Here is an 18,652-nt window from a genome sequence, read left to right as displayed (position 1 = left end):
TTTTTAATCTATTTGTTCGTTCAACTTATTCCACCAAAATCTTTTTAAAAGATACAGGCAAACTAAAACTACAGCTAATGATATAAGTGCGGGTATATCTTGTCTGAAAACAATATACATGGGTAGTATTACCAATGCTGTTTGGGCAATAATACCAACTGTTACATTAAACATATCTATACCAAAATCCGAGTTTTTCTTTAAATGGGGTTCTTCTAACAGCAATTTATCGTGAATAGGTTTCCAAAAGCCCCAAGGTCTTACATTTTTATAGAATGATTTCAACACGTCTTCTTCGGTGGGAGGGCCAGAATACGTTCCTACAATAGAGCCTATTAATGAGACAATCAATAAAATAGGAAATAAATACAATCCTAGTACATCTGGAAATATTTCTGGTATAATGGCTGCTGCTGCCATACCAGATACCATGCCCCAAAAGAAGCCTTCACCATTAAATCGCCACCAATGCCATTTTAAAATATTTGCCGACACGTAACTGCCGTAAAGTACAGAAACTATCCATTGTAACACCGAATTGACATCTTTGGCAAAAAGCCCTAGAATGATGCTCACTACCACAACAAGAAGACCCGTTGCGTAATTCATGTTTTTTATTTGTTTAGCCGAAGCACTCGGGTTTTTGTACTTTAAATAGATATCGTTTACCAAATAGGCTTGTGCCGCATTTAAGGTGCCGGCAAAAGTGGACATAAAAGCTGCAATTAACCCTGCCAATAGTAAACCTAAAAGACCCACAGGTGCAAATTGTTTGATGGCTGTTGGTAATATCAATTCAAAATCTATGTTTCCCGCTGCATTCATTAAATCTAACTTCTCGTAATAAATTAAAGCCAAAGCCGCAAACCCAGCAATCATTAGATAACGTATGGGCATTAAGACAACTGATACAAAACCGCTCATTTTAGAGGCTTCAACCGAAGATTTAGTCGATAATATTTTTTGCATATCGTAAGTAGGAGCAGGTCCTGCAACACTTACCAATAGCCCTTTAAAAACCATCATCATAAAAAATATGGTAAATAAACCAAAACCGTCTTCTTTGATTTTATTATTGACTTCTGGAATGATTTCAGTCCAATCTAAATTTAATTCCCATCCAAAAAACGGACTTTTCCATCCGTCAGGAACCTCTAACACATTTTCTCCAATGGCGGTAAACCCTAAATAGCCAATTACTAATGCGGCAATCGTCATAATAGCAAACTGAACCACATCGGCCCAAACAATACCGGACATACCTCCAAGCAAGGAATAAAAGACAGTAAACAGCGTGAAGACAATCCCATAAAAATGAGGTATAAATTCTGGGGTTATATGAAAGGGAATATAATTACTTACGATTTCCCAAGGGATAAAAATTTCTACAAATTTCCCTAAGCCAATAAAACCATAGGCTAGATAGCCTAAGCACAATACTAACGCAAAAACAACCACAACAACATGTGATAATTTTGCACCTTTTTTAAAGCCAAAGCGCGTACCAATCCATTCAGCACCTGTTGTAGCATTGGAGCGCCTGAGCCATTTGGAGAGATAGACCATCAAAAATATTTGGTTGAATATAGGCCAAAGCCAAGGAATCCAAGCACTTTTAATACCATAAACAAACATAAGGGTAACCAACCAGATGGTACCCGAAATATCAAACATACCAGAGGCGTTAGAAAGTCCCAACATATACCAAGGAATGGAGTTGCCTCCCAATAAATAATCGTCCTTACTTCTTTGCGCTTTTTTTTTGGCCAACAAACCAATAACTACAACAGTTACAAGGTATAAGGCAATGATTACTATATCTATGGTGTTTAACATCTAAGGTATTTAAGGTTGGTTATAAATCGTGTCTATAAATTAAAATTAGTAATCTAAATTTTTGATGTCCTTTAAAAACAGGGTTTTAGGGAAACCAGCAAATTCTTTGAAATCCTGTGCGTTTTCGTGTTTTTTATGTGGAATATAATAATGACCCAAATTGGCATTTCTCCAAAATAAGACCCAGGAGATACCAGAATCTTTTATGTTGGGATATAATATGTCTGTGAACCAGTTTTTCGTTGGAATTTTTTCCAGACCTGTTTCGGTAAAAGCATATAGTTTGTTTTTGCTATTGGCTATCTTTTTTACTAAAGTTAAATCGTTAACAACCGATTTTATATAGTCATCCGCGTCTTCAAAATCATAGATGTCAACTCCTAAAATATCCACATAATTATCGCCTGGGTAATATTTCATATAATCATCATCAGGTCCCAATTTGTTAGGGGAGTACACGTATAACAGATTGTGTAATTTATGTTTATCTCTTAGCAAACGCACCGTTTCACGCCATAATCTAATATAATCAATTGAATTACAATTAGGTTCTCCCCACCAGAACCAAAATCCGTTCATTTCATGAAAAGGCCTGAAAATTATAGGAATGGGTTTGCCCTTATATTCTAAAGATTTCATATAATCTGCTGCACGCTCAACCCATAATTCATACTTTTCCCTAATACTAGGGTTTGTAAAAATAGCATTTACTGAAGATGTCATATCCCAAGAATCGCCTCCTGTAGTAAGGTTGTCAATATGCCAACTTAGGGTAATAATACCACCTTTTTTATAGGCATCTATAATCTGGTCCCGCATATCTGTAAAAGGAATGCTGTCTATATTGAGTGTGGCCTGGAGTTCAATCTTGCTAATATCATAACCATAAACGGCAGGATAATCGCCAACAACCTCAAACACATCACTTTCAATGGTGTTCAAAGCATCTGATTTGTTCCAACCTATACCGTAAGAAGTAGGGTCTTGATGGCCTATTGCAAAACCTTTTTTTGTAATATAAGTGAGTTTTTTATGAAGAATTCTTGTGTTCTTGTCTAACTTAGAGTCCACTAGAAGTGGTTTTGTGTATTCGCGGTTGTATATTGATTTACATGAAAAAACCATCATAAAGATACATGCAATACTGCTCTTAAATATGGTTTTTTTGAATTTCATACTGATTTTTTGATGTTTTTGTATTATAGAAAGTATAAAATATTGTAGATTTATTGAATCTAAATTTTACAGTTACAAACCTAATTTCATATTTCGCATTTTACTAGTATTATTTTATCAAATAAACAAACTATTAACCCATAAAGCATGAATTTACTAAAAAATATACATAGAGAGATTACTCCATTGTCTCCAGAAGATAGTTTTTTGGTGTTTGATAGGGTGAAGAAGGAATTTGATTTTCCGGTGCATTTTCATCCTGAATATGAGTTGAATTTTATTGGCAATGGAAAGGGTGTCAGAAGGATTGTTGGTGATAGCATTGAAGATATTGAAGAGTTGGAACTGGTTTTGGTGGGTCCAAATCTTCACCACGGCTGGCAGACACATAACTGTAAAAGCAAAAACATACATGAAATTACACTTCAGTTTCATGAAGATTTATTTAATGAGGGGCTTTTGAACAAGAAGATCATGAAGTCTATTAAGGATATGTTCCATAGGTCAGCGCATGGTGTTTTGTTTTCAAAAAAAACGGCATTGGAGGCTCATGACCGTATCAAGCAGCTTTCTAAGCTTGATGGTATGGATTATTTTTTGGAGTTTATTTCCATGTTACACGATTTGGCAAATTCAAGAAACCAGAGATTGCTGTCGACTTATACCACGAACAGGGATAGCTTTGACAATAGTGATAAAATAAAGGTGATTTATGAATTTGTTCAAGAGCATTATGACCAAAAAATAATGTTGGCGGACGCTTCTGAACTGATAAATATGAGTCCCGTGTCCTTTAATAGGTTTATGAAAAAAAGAACAGGGAAGACCTTTGTGGATTATGTCAATGATGTGCGCATAGGTTTTGCTGCCATCAAGCTTATTGAGAACGACGCTAGTATTTCCGAGGTGGCTTTCAATTGCGGTTTCAATAATATTGCTAATTTCAACCGGGTCTTTAAAAAGCTCAAAAACACCACGCCAAGTCAGTATAAAAAAGAATTCTCGGGTATTAAAAGGATTTTGTAGGAGTCATTGTTAATATGTAATATCTTCAATTGTATTAATCTTTCGTGGTGATTAAAGAAAATAACCGATCAGGTGGATCGAATTTATCTGATCGACATCTTCTCGTCTGCTAATTTGTGGTCGGTGTCAAATAATTTCTGCTATTTTATATAATTTTATTGGTATTTGACAAAATAATATTAACGACATGTTAGCATTTGTTCTAATTTTGAATTTCATAATAAACATCTCTTTCGTTTATCATTTTTATAATATATCATGGGGTTTATTATGAATTAAATAATTACCAACTAACACTAAATAATATGCAAAAATTTATGATGGGAACTACGATTTGCAAACCAAAACGATTTGGCTTTATAGCCTTATTCCTTCTGGTAAGTCAAATTTGTTTTGCTCAAATTACTGTAAGTGGGATTGTAAAAGATTCTAACAATTTACCTCTACCCGGTGTTAACGTTCTTGTAAAAGGAACAGCTAATGGGGCGGTAACCGATTTTGATGGGGTTTACAGTATTTCTGTAGCAAACTCAGGAACATTGGTCTTTAGCTACGTAGGTTTTTTAAACCAAGAAGTTAAGGTTAATGGAAGAAGTACAATTGATATCACAATGGAAGATGATATTGCAACTTTAAGTGAAGTTGTTGTTATAGGTTATGGGTCTCAATTAAAAGAGGATATTTCTGGAGCAGTCGCAACAGTTGCGGTTTCCGATTTAAAAACCATTCCCCAGGTAAGTGTAGATCAAATGATGCAAGGGCGTGCCTCTGGTGTTAGTGTTACCACAAACTCTGGTCAGCCTGGAGCAGCGGTATCGGTAAGAATCCGTGGAGTAAACACACTTTCTGGTTCTAGTGAGCCATTGTATATTATTGATGGCGTGCCTGTACCTGGCGAATCTGAAGAAGGAGGGACTAGTCCCCTAAACTCGATCAACCAAAACGATATAGAAAGCATAAACATTTTAAAAGATGCTTCGGCAACTGCAATTTATGGTTCAAGAGGATCTAATGGTGTTGTAATTATTACTACCAAAAGGGGAAAGCAAGGCAAAGGAACTGTAACTTTCAATTCTTTTATAGCAATTCAACAACCTACAAATAAAATAGACGTTTTGTCATTACCAGATTATGCAAGACTCCAAAATTCTATAAACGAGATATACGGTATTGACCCTATCGTGGAATTTACACATCCAAATTTATTAGGTCAAGGCACTAACTGGCAACAAGAGATATTTGATAATGCGCCTATGGAAAGTTACCAAGTTTCATTTCAAGGTGGTAACGATGGTATTAATTATTTTGTATCTGCGGGTCATTTAGAGCAAGAAGGTACCGTTATTGGTTCTGGATTTAACCGTTCTACGGTAAGAGCAAATATTAATGCAAAATTGAGCGATAAAATTAAAGTAGGCATAAATGTTACTGCAAGTAGAACAAACGAAAAAGTAACTTTAAATGGAAGAAGTGATGGAATTATTGGTTTATCACTTTTAAACAGTCCGTCGATTTCAGTATTTAATCCTGACGGAAGTTTTGCAGGACCAAGTTTAAGCGATGATTTTAGAACCGAAAATCCAATTGCAAAAGCATTAAGCTTAAAAAACAATTTAAGAAGAAACAGAATACTAGGAAATATTTTTGCTGAATTTAAAATCGCAAAAAACCTAACGCATAGAACAGAGTTTGGTGGCGATTTTGGAACAAGTATCAATAGCCAGTTTACACCACGTTATCAGTACGGAGAAATTGAAGTAGAAAACAACACCCTAAGCGTTGCCAATAATTATAATGATTTTTGGGTCATTAAAAACTTTTTAACCTACAATAATCGATTTGGTGATAAGCATGATCTTACCGTAATGATTGGTGCAGAATCGCAAGAATCCAGTTATGGTGGTATAACTTCTACAGATGGTAATTTTGTAGGTAACGATTTTCCGGTTTTGGGAACAGGTGATGCTGATGATAACAATACTCAGTTTAAAGGAAGTAACGCTTTGGAATCTTACTTCGGAAGAGTTATCTATTCATTCGATAATAAATATAGTGTTACTGCATCCATGAGAGCTGATGGTTCTTCAAAATTTGCAGCAGGTAACAAATGGGGGTACTTCCCTTCAATATCTGGGGCATGGAAACTTTCTAAGGAATCTTTCATGGACGGATTTGACGGTATTCAAAACATAAAACTTTATGGTGGTTATGGGGAAGTTGGTAATCAAAACATACCAAATTTCGCATACGGTTCTAGGTTGAACCCTGCTAATACAGGATTGGGTACAGGTTTTCTAGTGACCAATTTTGCTAATCCAGATTTAATTTGGGAATCTTCAACACAAACCAATATCGGATTGGATTTTTCTCTTTTTAATAATAACTTAACGGCTTCGATTGAAGTTTATAACAAAGTTTCAAAAGATTTCCTATACCAATTTGCTTCAACAAACCTTATTACAGGAGGTATGGCTCCTGGTGCTATAGAAGCACCTTGGGTTAACTTGGGAGAAATGGTAAACAAGGGAATTGATGTGACCTTAAACTATGGAACAGATGCTAGTAAGAATTTTTCGTGGAATACCTCATTAACTGTATCTCACTATAAAAATGAAGTAACCGATTTAGGAAATGTGCCAAGAATTAACGGTGCTATGAACATAAATTATGACGGACAACAAAACATAACGATTACAAGAGCAGGTGATCCGTTAGGGTTGTTTTACGGACTTGAAGTTGAAGGCATTTTTAGATCAGTTGACGACTTTAAAGATGCTCCAGTTCAATTCGGAAGGCCTTTTGAAGATGCGCTTTTTAACTCAACTTGGTTAGGCGATATCAAGTTTAAAGACCAGAATGATGATGGCGTTATTGATGGCAATGATGCAACCGTTATTGGAAATCCGCATCCAGATTTCACATTTGGTTTCCAAAACTCATTCAAATATAAAAGTTTTGATGCTTCAGTTTTCCTTCAAGGCTCTTATGGTAATGATGTTTTTAATGGCATAGGTAGATTGTTGACCGCAGGAAATAGAACGTTTACGAATCAAGCACCTTCTGTTTTGGATTTTTGGTCTGTTGAAAATCCTGATGGAACTGCTCCAAGATTAGCGAGAAATGATACGCGTAATATTGAAATTTCAGATAGATATATTGAGGATGGTTCTTATTTAAGAATCCAAAACGTAACTCTAGGTTATACACTTAATTCTAAAGTATCAGAAAAAGTAGGTATAAGTACCCTTAGAGTTTATGGAAGTATTCAAAACCTTTTCACATTTACAAACTATTCAGGATACGATCCAGAGATAGGATCATTTAATCAAAATACGCTTTTAACAGGTATCGATGCAGGACGTTATCCATCACCAAGAACCTTTACCATGGGTTTTAACGTTGAATTTTAATCGTAGCTAACTTAAAGAAAAAACACAATGAAAAACTATTCACTAAAAACAAAATTTACGTTAATCCTAGTACTGATATTAGGGTTTACGTCGTGCAGCGAAGATTTTTTAGATCGTCCGCCAGAAGATTCATTTAATGTGGCCGATTTTTTCCAAACTCAAGATCAGGTAGAAACTTCTACAAATGCATTATACTCCATACCTTGGTTTGACTTTAATGCGAATACCATATGGACAATTGGCGAATTAAGTTCTGGAAATGCCAGAACTTGGGATCCTAGAAATGCAGATTTTACAAATTTCTCTGTCAATGGTAACAATGCACAAATAGGACGAATTTGGGAATCACTTTATGCGGTGGTAGGTCAATCAAACTATATTATTAATACGTTGCCAACAGCTGTTAATCCAGATATTCCTCAGGCAATTGTAAACAATGCTGTGGGAGAAGCCAGATTTTCAAGAGCAACAGCCTATTTTTATTTGGTTAGGATTTTTGGGTCAGTTCCAATTATCGAGAACAATACCGATTTTGTATTGGAACCTGTTGTGGCTAGACATCTTGTGGCTGACATCTATAAATTCATAAAATTAGACCTAGAGTTTGCTGTTGAAAACTGTTACAGCAAAATTAGAGGCGGTAATTACGATGCAAATGCAAGGATATCTAGTGGTACGGCAAAAGCAATGCTTTCTAAAATACATCTTTACGAAGAAAATTTCCCAATGGCATATCAATTGGCAGATGAAGTTATAAATTCTGGAGAATTTAAATTATATGGTGGCGATGGAGCAGATGGCGATCCTTCTGGTAGTTATTATGATTTGTTTTTGCCTGAAAATGATAATAATCCTGAATCTATTTTTGCTTTACAATGGACAAATTCTAGTCGATATGCCGAAGGAAACGGGATTCAATCCTTGTTTGCGCCCTCAGGATTCACAGGTGGAGCAGATGGGTATTCAGCAATAGGGATTTCACCTGATTTATTGGATGCTTACGAAGATGGAGATCTTCGCTTTTATGCAACCATAATGGAAAGAGGTGCTGAATATCCAGATCTTAATGGAGGCTATATTGTACCAGATGGTATTGACTTTCAAGGTACGCGACACGGACTAAAAAAATATGTAGTAGGTTCAGATGATGCTACTGCTAGGGATGATGGAAGCGGGACAACAACAACCTCAAACAATACTTATATTTTAAGATATGGAGAGTTATTGTTAATCCATGCAGAGGCAGCACTTAAAGGTGGTGGTCCTGTGTCGAGAGGCGCAGAATCTCTTAACAAAATAAGACGTAGAGCTGGATTGGACGAAATTGCTGCACCAACGGCAGAAGATGTATTTAAGGAACGACGCATTGAATTGGCATTTGAATTCGAATTTTGGTACGACATCGTAAGACAAGGGCCTAGTTTTGCCATAGATTATTTGAGCAACACAGACAGAGGAACTTTTAATAGTGATACCGGAGAATTACAATCAGAATTCTATCAAGCATCTCTAGAAGATTTAACGTTTCCTTATCCAACAGTAGAGACACAAAACAATCCAGCTTTATTAGAAGCTCCGGTACCTTATAATTTTAATTAAAAAAGACTATGAAAAAACAACTTAATTTAATGAGCAACTATCGCTATTTATGCGGTGTGTTTATAATGGTATTATTTTCATTTTCATCATGTGAAAGTGAATTTAATGAGCCAAGAGACAACTTTAACAGCGTTCCTCCAGTTATTAAGAGTGTAAGTGAGGCTAAGGAAGATAAAGCTGTAACTCAAGGCGTTTTAGATAATGTATATATTATTAGAGGTGAAAATTTAGCCTCTTTAGTAGCCGTTTATTTTAACGGGTTTAAGGCACCTTTTAATCCTGCGCTTTTGCAAGATAATGTGGCATTTGTACAAATACCTGAAGATGCCCCTGTATTAGGACAAAACAATAAGATGACTGTTGAAAATCTTTTTGGTAGTGTTGACTATGATTTTTCGCTTTTAACGATAACCGATTTTACTGAAGGTACAGCTAACGGAAAAAAAGTAGTGAACTTAATGGGTGGCGATTTCTCCGAAACATCATCAGTTACTTTTGTGAGTGGTTCAGAAGAAAATGGAAACCTGGTAGAACTTCCTGCAACTTTTACGATAATATCTGAAAGTGAAGTGCAAGCTGAAGTTCCTGCAGGAATAGAACAGGCTTTTATTTTTCTCGCTACATCTAGAGGTGCTATTGCCAAATCAGAATCTTACGGATTTAACTACTCCATTTATATTGATGCCTTAAATGCCGATTGGGTAACTTCAGAATGGGGAGGTACGCATGAGTTAGCTTCAAATGAAGTGGCTTTAGGAGATTTTTCAATAAAAAGTTTAAGAGAAGGATGGTCTGGTTTAACATTTTTGCCTGAAAATGCAACTATAGAAGTTAAAGATTATAAATCTATAACAGTTTCAATTTATGGCACAGGAGCACCTGGCGATAGTGTGAATTTAGCATTAAACGATTTTAATGCACAAGTAACTTTAACTCTTGTGCCTGGGGAATGGACAAAATTTGTGATTCCGTTTACCGATTTTTATCCTAACGGAGGACTGCCAGAAACTATTACTAGAATGGATTTTCAAGAATCTTCTGGAACTGGTATGGCGCAATATATATTCTATGTAGATGATTTTGGGTTTCTGTAAACCTAGAACATTAACTATTAAGATTTAACGAATATTAAAAACATCTATTAATGAAATCATCTAAAATTTTATGCAACCTATTGTTGATAGCTACATTCGCTTTTACATCATGTAACAATGATGATAATGTACTAGACAAACAATTAAGTTTGAATCCGAAAAATATATCTGAAATAGTTTCAGAGACCGCAGAATTATCAACATTGGCAACTGCCCTAGAAACTGCTAGCTTAACAGAAACCTTAAAAAGCACAACCACATATACTGTTTTTGCGCCTAATAATACGGCTTTTAGTAGTGTGGATATATCTTCCTTATCAGCTGAGGAATTATCAAATGTGTTATTAAACCATGTGTTAAGTACAACAACACCCGATTTTGCTTCTACCTTGTCTTCAGGATATTTAAGAACACTTGCTAAAGGTCCTGACGGGATTAATTTAAGTGTTTATACCGAAGCCTCGGAAGATATAACCATTAACGGTATGGGCATGTTAATTGATAGTGCTTCAGATATGGGTGCTACAAATGGTATTGTACATGTTGTAGATAATGTATTACTGCCTCCAACTTTAGTCGATCATGTTTTGGCAAATCCAGAGTATTCAAGTTTAGCAGCGGCTCTAACAAAAGCAGATTTAGTTGATACACTAAACGGTACCGATCTTTTTACTGTTCTTGCGCCAAATAATGCAGCATTCGAAAAATTTATGATGGATGTAGAAGCCGCTTTTGGGTGGACAACTTTAGATGATATTCCGGTGGATACCTTAACTGAAGTATTGCAATATCATGTTGTTTCCGGTGCTAATTTAGTTTCGGCAGATGCACTTGGCACTACACAAACTACAGTTCAAGGTGAAGGTTTTTCAATAGGCGATGATGGGTCTATTGATGATACCAGTTACACCGATGCCGCAATAAATTTAACGGATATACAGGCTATAAATGGTGTTATCCATGGTGTAGATAAGGTGTTGTTGCCTAATACGGTTTTCCAGTCTATTTTGGATAAAACATTAAATATTGTAGAAAGAAGTAATGATAAAGAGTTTACAACATTTACTGCTGCCATTGAAAAAGCAGGGTTGACCTCTCAAGTATCCACAGATCAATTAACGGCATTTGCGCCTAGTAATGGTGCATTTACCACATTCTTTTTAACCATCAACAACTTTGATAGTTTAGATGATTTTGATACGCCTGAGGAAATAGAATTATTACAGCGATTAGTAGAATATCATTTGTCTTCAGGTACTTTATTAGCTAGTGGTTTAACGCCTGGAATGAGCATTGAAACATTACAAGGCGATAGTTTTACATTTGATGATGGCGCAATGAGCTTTGTGCCTTCCCATGAAAACGCGCCTGCAGCGGCCATAGTTAATTCTAATATCGGTGCGCTTAATGGTGTCATTCACGAAATAGATAATGTATTGGTGTCTGATGATGATGCTGTAGCTTTAGGATATCCGTTACCTCCATCTGGAGCAGCGGTATATGGTTATGAAATTTATGACGATGCTTTAAATACAGACTTTTGGATTGGCGGTTGGACAACTCCAGACTTTGCAAATACAGAGCAAGTTAAATCTGGCGTATATTCCATACGTGTAGATTACGCTGGTGATGATGGCTTCCAAATTGGAGGTTCAGGGGCGGATTTAACACAGTTTTCTACAGTAAATGCTGCTTTCTATTCTGAAAACGGTACATCTGTAACATTCATTTTAAATGAGCAATGGGGTAGCGGACAAACCGTTAATATCCCAGCAGGAGAATGGACAAACGTTACCATTCCGATAGCAAATATTGCAAATGGTACAACAGTTTTAGACCAATTCGTAATTAGAGACGCAAGCTTAACGGCCAATACACTTTATATGGACGAAATTGGACTTGATGTGACTTATGAGTCGCCAATACCAACGTTTGCTTACGAAGTATATACCGAAAACAACCTAAATGCTGGCTGGATAGGCGGTTGGACAGCACCCGTTTTTGATAGTACATCCAACCCTAGTACGGGTCTGTTCTCTATTGAAAATGTAATGGCAGCAGATTCAGGCTTCCAATTGGGAGGTACAAATATTGATTTATCAGGGTATGCCGTAGTTAAGTTCTCTATTTATTGTGATGATGCCACAACGTTTAAATTGGTACTTAACGAGCAATGGGATGGCTATATTATCAATCCAACGGCAGGAGAATGGAACCATTATACAGTGCCATTGGCAGATGTACTTTATGGTACAACTACTTTTACACAACTTGTAATACAGGAGATTGGCGGAAACAATGTGGTTGCCTTTTTTGACGATATTGGCTTTGATTAGTCTAAGACACTATTTTTATTGAGTTAGTTTATTAAATAGTTAGTTTTATTCCCTGTACAATTTTTGTACAGGGAATTTTTTTTATAAAAACAGGAAGTTCATCGAAAAGCCCTTAAATAACTGTTAATCATTAATTTAATTTCATACTTTTAGTTAAACCCAAAAAAAATGAAGACCTACTTTCCATACATTATAATTTTATTTTCTTTAAAAACTCTGGCCCAAACAGTTTCAAAATATATTGTTGTAGATCAATTTGGATACCGAACAGCATCCGAAAAAATAGCTGTAATTCGAGATCCTTTAACAGGTTTTGATGCTTCAGAATCATTTTTTCCGAGTAACACTTATGCGCTTGTTGACGCGACTAGTAATACACAAGTATTTACTGCTAACCTAACTTCGTTTAAATCCGGAACGGAAGATACGTCTTCAGGAGACAGAACTTGGTGGTTTGATTTTTCATCTTATGAAGTCTCTGGAACGTATTATGTTTTAGACATCAATCAAAATTTAAAATCGTTTGATTTCGTCATCAATGATAATGTTTACGAAGACGTTTTAAAACATGCCGTCCGCACCTTTTTTTACCAAAGGGCAGGGTTTGCTAAAGATGCCCAATATGCTGGCGCAAAATGGGCAGATGGTGCGAGTCATTTAGACGCATTACAGGACACACAATGCAGAAAATTTGATACGCCAAATGATGCGTCTTCGGAAAGAGATCTAAGTGGCGGTTGGTATGATGCAGGTGATTACAATAAATATACACCTTGGACATGTGCATACATTATAGATATGATAAGCGCTTATAACCAAAACCCCAATGCGTGGGGCGATGATTATAATTTACCCTATTCTGGAAACGGAACTCCTGATATTATAGATGAAATCAAGTGGGGATTAGACCATTTATTAAAACTTCAAGAACCTGATGGTTCATTAATAAGTGTGGTAAGTTTGTCTGGTGCGTCTCCACCATCATCAGCAACTGGTCAAAGTTTATATGGAGGTGTAAATACAACTTCAACTTTAGCAGCAGCAACTGCTTATGCTTATGGTTCAAAATTGTTTGCTGAACTTGGAAACACTTCATACGGTAATACGCTTCAACAAAGTGCTTTAGATGCATGGACTTGGGCAGAGGCTAATCCTAACGTAATTTGGGAAAATAATAGTGTTGCATATAATTCTGTCGGTATTGGAGCAGGGCAACAGGAAACAGATGCTTATGGTCGTTTTGCCCATAAAATGCGAGCCGCTATTCATTTATTTGGTCTTACTGGAGATGCTGTTTATAAAATAGTTATAGACAATAATTATCAAGATATCCACTTGATGCTCTGGAATTTTGCCTATCCGTTTGAACAAGAAAATCAAGAAGCGTTATTGTATTATGCTTCGCTTCCCAATGCGACTTCATCTGTAGCGTCAGATATTAAAAGTACTTATGCTACAGCGATGAATTCCACCAATAATTTTACTGCGTTTAATAATGAAGAAGATCCATATATGGCACATTTAGATGCTTATGTTTGGGGAAGTAACGGCACAAAAAACAGAAAAGGATTGATGTTTACAGATTATGTGAACTATACTATTAATCCAGCGAATAATGCTGATGCCTTAAGAGCTGCTGAACGATATATTCATTATATACACGGGGTTAATCCATTAAATCTATGTTACTTATCAAACATGTATGATTATGGTGCCGAGAATTCTGTTGATGAGTTTTACCACGCTTGGTTTGCTGATGGTACCGATTGGGATAATGTGCTAAACGACCTTTATGGACCTGCTCCAGGGTACTTGGTTGGTGGGCCAAACCCAAATTATAATTGGGATGTATGCTGCCCTTCAGGATGTAGTGGATTTGTGTGTGATATAACTCAAAGGGATAGAATAATGAATCAGCCAAAACAAAAATCCTACGACCAATTTAATACAAGTTGGCCAATGAATTCATGGGAGGTCACAGAAAACAGTTGTGGTTATCAAATGGCATATATTAAATTATTATCTCAATTCGTTGACGTAACGGGTTCTTTATCTGTTGCTGAATTTAACAGAAATTCAATTGAATACTATCCTAATCCATTCAAAAATGAAATCAATTTTAAAGCAGATGCACCTTTTAATTTTGAAGTTTACACTATAACTGGTCAAATTTTAACTTCTGGAAGTTCGGAGGGAGAACTTGTTCTTGGAAAAAGCCTCACTAATCCAGGTATTTATTTTGTTGAAATAACTTCAAAAGAAAAACATCAAACGATAAAAATTGTCAAGCAATAGAATTATTTTAATTCAGCTTTAAGAACAACCATCGAGCGTCCTACGCTGAACATTTTAAAGTATTCAGAATCAATTATATATTTGCTTTCATTATTGTGAAATCCAAGTATTTCTTAATTCAGAATTTCGGAATGTTACTCAAATCTACACCCAATACTTTTTTGCTGATCCTATTTAAATCATCGAACGAGCCTTCAAAATGATAGGTGGTATGTTTGTGGTATAGTGTTTCATCTGTATCCAGTTCTTTAGCACTGGAAGACGATTCAAATTCATAAAAAGGCCAATTTCTGTCTAAAGCTTCATTCACTTCGCCATTAAAAATATTGGTAACATCACCATCATATGGAGACCTGTTTTCGGGTAAGGAATTGACATAGAGCGCATCATTTTCGAAAGTAAATTTTATAATATTTAACTGGTTGTTTTTTTGTGAATAGCTTCCCATCATATTTTTGGATAACTGAGATTTCACACCAATTTTATTTAATCCCATAGCATCAGCTTTGTAAAATGCAATAGTGTCTTTAATCAATAATCTATCAGAAGTAACAGGAGTGAAGTAACCTGTAAGCGCGTCGGTATTTTTTCTTAAAGGAATAATAACGCGATTATCTGGACTTGTTAACATACAGCCCAAATCCCAAATACAGAGAAGACCATTTTCTTTTTTCCAAGGTTCTCCTAAATTTTTTATAGTTGTTTCAGCAGAAAACCCAACATAGGCCATGTTGTCATGCAATGTAATCCCCAAATCACTTTCTATTTGCGGTTGTGTTAAAAGCGAAAGTTTTCGTTTTGCATTGATATTAAAAATAGTTCCGTAAGTATTTCTAATGTTCATATCAGAACCATAAACGATTGAAAGCGAATCTTGTTCAATAAGTTCAAATTTTCTCGAATTTAATTCAGGAGAAATTTTCATGTTCTCAACATCTCTTTCTACGCCTTTGTCAAAGAAAATTGAATATTCGCCAAACTCTGGTCCAAACCACATTCTGCTCTCGCCTCCTAGTTTAGACATCGTTGTTTCATAAGTGTTATCATCAAATAGTTTCCAATTTATATAACCATAAGATTTACCATCTAAACCATTTGCGGTACTTGTAAAAACTTTGCCTTGATAAGCTCCCGAAACGGCAATAGCTGAATTTTTATATTGCAAAATCTGTAAATCTTCGATTACTGAGAGTCTTTTGACAACTGACTGAAAATTTTCTGATTGCATATCTTTTTCAGTAGATTCTTTACAATTTACAAGTAGAATAAGGATTAGGGTCAAGACTGTGTAGAACTTTAGTTTCATTGAAGAGGAATAGGTAGTTAACTCAATAAATATACAATTTCAATTTACGAAAATTAAACAAAAACAACTTTCACAGTTTATATTATGGCCCTTTTTGATTTATTAGAATTACTTGACCTTCTTCTGTAGCTTGGTAGTATCCGTCATTGAATTAATCGTTATTTGCGGATTTTCATATAAATAAACAGCACTAGTTCCAGTAGCATCGATAGTAATGGTTTTCACAACCTCCAAATAGGCATCACTAGAAATATTACAGGTAACCTCACAGTTATTTATGGTAAAGTTTTTGCCCTCAAATTGAGCATTGTTGTCTAGTTCTAATGTTGCCGTATCACAATTACCTTCAATTTCAGCATTGCTTCTTTCGTCTAATGCACCTTCAAATTTAGGAGCATTAATCAAAGCTTCAAGCTTACTGCTGCCTCGCATGCTAACCGTACAGGTATCGGCAGTAATATTGAGTTTTACTTTAGATTTATCAGCACCTTCAAAATTAAAATAATCTGCTTTTATGGTCAGGGCTGCTTTTGACGATCCGCTGGTTTTTAATGTGGCGTAATATAAATCCAAAGGTGTTAGTCCTTTTATTTCAGCATCATCTGTCGTCTGAATGTGCTGTAAAAAATCATTATAATTCACTTTAATATTCAACCTTTTCTTTGAAGTGATTTTTTTAAGTTTATTGAAATATAATACACTATCCCTTACCATAAAGTCTATCACTTCATGTAAATTCTCATCCGTTTCAATTTCTACGGAAGGTATTTTGTTGTATATAATATCTATTTCAAAATCTTCATCTAAAGCAATAGTGTGAAACGCATCGATTTCAGTATTTACAATTGAAACTAATCTATTTCCCTTAATCTTTTCAGGGTTTTGGGCATTGCTATATTTGGTTATAAATAGACCAAAAAGCAAAATTATAAGTAACTTTTTCATTTTAATATGGATTAATTTATAACGAGGCTGGCTATAATTTTGACACACTTAGTGGGTTATAAGTCACTTAAACACGTCAAATATTTTCAAACAAATATAAACAAAAACCATCCCAAACTTTTAAGTTTTGAGATGGTGGTAATGTGAGTTTGAATAGTAAGCAGTCACGGTCACAATAGTACGCAGTCGCAGTCACAGTTTTCAGTCACAGTCGCAGTCGCAGTCGCAGTCACAGTCACAGTCACAGTCTCAGTCGTAGTTTTAGTCGAATTTTTAATACTATAATTTTAATCCGTGCAAATCTGTGAAATCCGTGTATTAAAAAAAAGATAGACTTTTCATTTCTTTGGTATCTTAAGAAGCCTATATTCTCTGCGTACCTCTGTGGAAACTCTGCGAGACTCTGTGAAATGTTTTGCTTTAATTATTTTTACTCTTTCTTTGAAATTTTAGTTTTGATTCTAAGTCGCTGTTTTTAGTTGTGTCAATTTTAATCCGTGCAAATCTGTGAAATCCGTGTCTTAAAAAACAATGGACTTTTCATTTCTTTGGTATCTTAAGAAGCCTATATTCTCTGCGTACCTCTGTGGAAACTCTGCGAAACTCTGTGAAATGTTTTGCTTTAATTATTTTTACTCTTTCTTTGAAATTTTAGTTTTGATTCTAAGTCGCTGTTTTTAGTTGTGTCAATTTTAATCCGTGCAAATCTGTGAAATCCGTGTCTTAAACAATGGACTTTTCATTTCTTTGGTATCTTAAGAAGCCTATATTCTCTGCGTACCTCTGTGGAAACTCTGCGAAACTCTGTGAAATTTTGGCTTAATGACTCCTTATACTCCCACCAGAGCTTTTATCCTCATCTACTTTTTCTGGATTGCCGTAGTACTTGATACCGCCACCACTAGTTGCTTTAGCTATTAATTCCTTAGAGGTATTTACCGTTATATTAGCACCACTTGTTGCTTTTACTTCGGAAGATTCCGCAATTAAATCCCCAGCTTTGATGTTACTACCGCTGGTTGCTTTAGCAGATAAATATTGCGCTTTTCCAGATACTTTTAGGCTGCTACCGCTTGTGGATTCACATTTTAAATCAATGGCATCAATAGCTACTTTCATATTACTTCCGCTAGTTGATTTTAAATCTAACTTTTCTGCGGAAATTGTATTTGTTGAACGTACGCTACTACCACTTGTTGATGTAATTCCAGTAATGGATTTAAAGCTAACGTTTATTTTTTTGGAAGCAGCTCTCCCAATGTTTTCTTTAGTATGGATTTTTAAAGTTCCGTCTATAACTTCTACTATAATAAGTTCTTGAAGGTTTTCGTCGGCTTCTACAGTAATACGTTCGTTATTGCTTTGTGTTAAGTAAACGCTCAGTCCTTCAGTTGCTTTAATATTTGAAAAAGGTGCGTTAACGGTTCTTGTTTCTTCCACTACATTTCTGTTGCCTTTAACGCCAGAATTCCAATTCATATCGAAATTACAGGAAAAAAGCATTAAACTTAAAATGGATGCGATAATGATTTTGATTAGTGTTGTCATGATTGTTCGTTTTTTGATTGATACTGAAACAAGTTCAGCACTTATGATTAATAGTTGTTCAAATGTATTTTAAAACCCTGT

11 protein-coding genes are annotated in these 18,652 nt (G+C 35.4%); 6 read left to right on the top strand and 5 right to left on the bottom strand.

The window, feature by feature from the left end; all coding sequences use genetic code 11:
• Window positions 1-3: 3 nt before the first annotated feature.
• Together ABXQ82_RS17350 and ABXQ82_RS17345 are read right to left on the bottom strand one after the other, a co-directional pair.
• Window positions 4-1,836, bottom strand: a complete 1,833-nt coding sequence (locus ABXQ82_RS17350) for a sodium:solute symporter family protein (RefSeq protein ID WP_367062800.1) — start codon at window positions 1,834-1,836, stop codon at window positions 4-6.
• Between the two features lie 45 nt (window positions 1,837-1,881).
• Window positions 1,882-3,012, bottom strand: coding sequence for a glycosyl hydrolase (locus ABXQ82_RS17345; protein ID WP_367062798.1), 1,131 nt, complete (start codon window positions 3,010-3,012; stop codon window positions 1,882-1,884).
• A gap of 147 nt (window positions 3,013-3,159) precedes the next feature.
• Here ABXQ82_RS17345 and ABXQ82_RS17340 point away from each other — a divergent pair, with 147 nt between their 5' ends.
• The 6 genes from ABXQ82_RS17340 to ABXQ82_RS17315 all read left to right on the top strand — a co-directional run bounded on the left by ABXQ82_RS17340 (window position 3,160) and on the right by ABXQ82_RS17315 (window position 14,772).
• On the top strand, window positions 3,160-4,038 hold the full coding sequence (locus ABXQ82_RS17340) for an AraC family transcriptional regulator (protein WP_367062796.1): 879 nt from the start codon (window positions 3,160-3,162) through the stop codon (window positions 4,036-4,038).
• Between the two features lie 305 nt (window positions 4,039-4,343).
• A complete protein-coding gene (locus ABXQ82_RS17335; protein WP_367062794.1) occupies window positions 4,344-7,448 on the top strand; it encodes a TonB-dependent receptor in 3,105 nt (1,034 codons plus the stop codon).
• 27 nt (window positions 7,449-7,475) lie between these two features.
• Window positions 7,476-9,047: a RagB/SusD family nutrient uptake outer membrane protein gene (locus ABXQ82_RS17330; protein ID WP_367062792.1), complete on the top strand. Its 1,572-nt coding sequence runs from the start codon at window positions 7,476-7,478 to the stop codon at window positions 9,045-9,047.
• 8 nt (window positions 9,048-9,055) lie between these two features.
• Window positions 9,056-10,141, top strand: a complete 1,086-nt coding sequence (locus ABXQ82_RS17325) for a hypothetical protein (RefSeq protein WP_367062790.1) — start codon at window positions 9,056-9,058, stop codon at window positions 10,139-10,141.
• Between the two features lie 50 nt (window positions 10,142-10,191).
• Window positions 10,192-12,477 (top strand): fasciclin domain-containing protein, encoded by a 2,286-nt coding sequence (locus tag ABXQ82_RS17320; RefSeq protein ID WP_367062788.1) that lies wholly within the window; start codon window positions 10,192-10,194, stop codon window positions 12,475-12,477.
• 168 nt (window positions 12,478-12,645) lie between these two features.
• Entirely contained in the window at window positions 12,646-14,772 is a 2,127-nt protein-coding gene (locus ABXQ82_RS17315; RefSeq protein ID WP_367062786.1) for a glycoside hydrolase family 9 protein, read from the top strand.
• 118 nt (window positions 14,773-14,890) lie between these two features.
• Here ABXQ82_RS17315 and ABXQ82_RS17310 read toward each other — a convergent pair whose 3' ends face one another.
• The 3 genes from ABXQ82_RS17310 to ABXQ82_RS17300 all read right to left on the bottom strand — a co-directional run bounded on the left by ABXQ82_RS17310 (window position 14,891) and on the right by ABXQ82_RS17300 (window position 18,571).
• Window positions 14,891-16,054: a DUF6786 family protein gene (locus tag ABXQ82_RS17310; RefSeq protein WP_367062784.1), complete on the bottom strand. Its 1,164-nt coding sequence runs from the start codon at window positions 16,052-16,054 to the stop codon at window positions 14,891-14,893.
• Window positions 16,055-16,186: 132 nt separating this feature from the next.
• Window positions 16,187-17,023 carry a DUF2807 domain-containing protein gene (locus ABXQ82_RS17305; protein WP_367062782.1) on the bottom strand — a complete coding sequence of 279 codons (837 nt, stop codon included), beginning with the start codon at window positions 17,021-17,023 and terminating at the stop codon, window positions 16,187-16,189.
• Window positions 17,024-17,842: 819 nt separating this feature from the next.
• Window positions 17,843-18,571 carry a head GIN domain-containing protein gene (locus ABXQ82_RS17300; RefSeq protein ID WP_367062780.1) on the bottom strand — a complete coding sequence of 243 codons (729 nt, stop codon included), beginning with the start codon at window positions 18,569-18,571 and terminating at the stop codon, window positions 17,843-17,845.
• Between the last annotated feature and the right edge of the window lie 81 nt (window positions 18,572-18,652).

Origin of the sequence: Algibacter sp. 2305UL17-15, assembly GCF_040720935.1 — a bacterium.
Lineage (GTDB): Bacteria > Bacteroidota > Bacteroidia > Flavobacteriales > Flavobacteriaceae > Jejuia.
The sequence above is the reverse complement of the archived record's forward strand: the minus strand, read 5'-3'. Positions and strand labels throughout refer to the sequence as shown.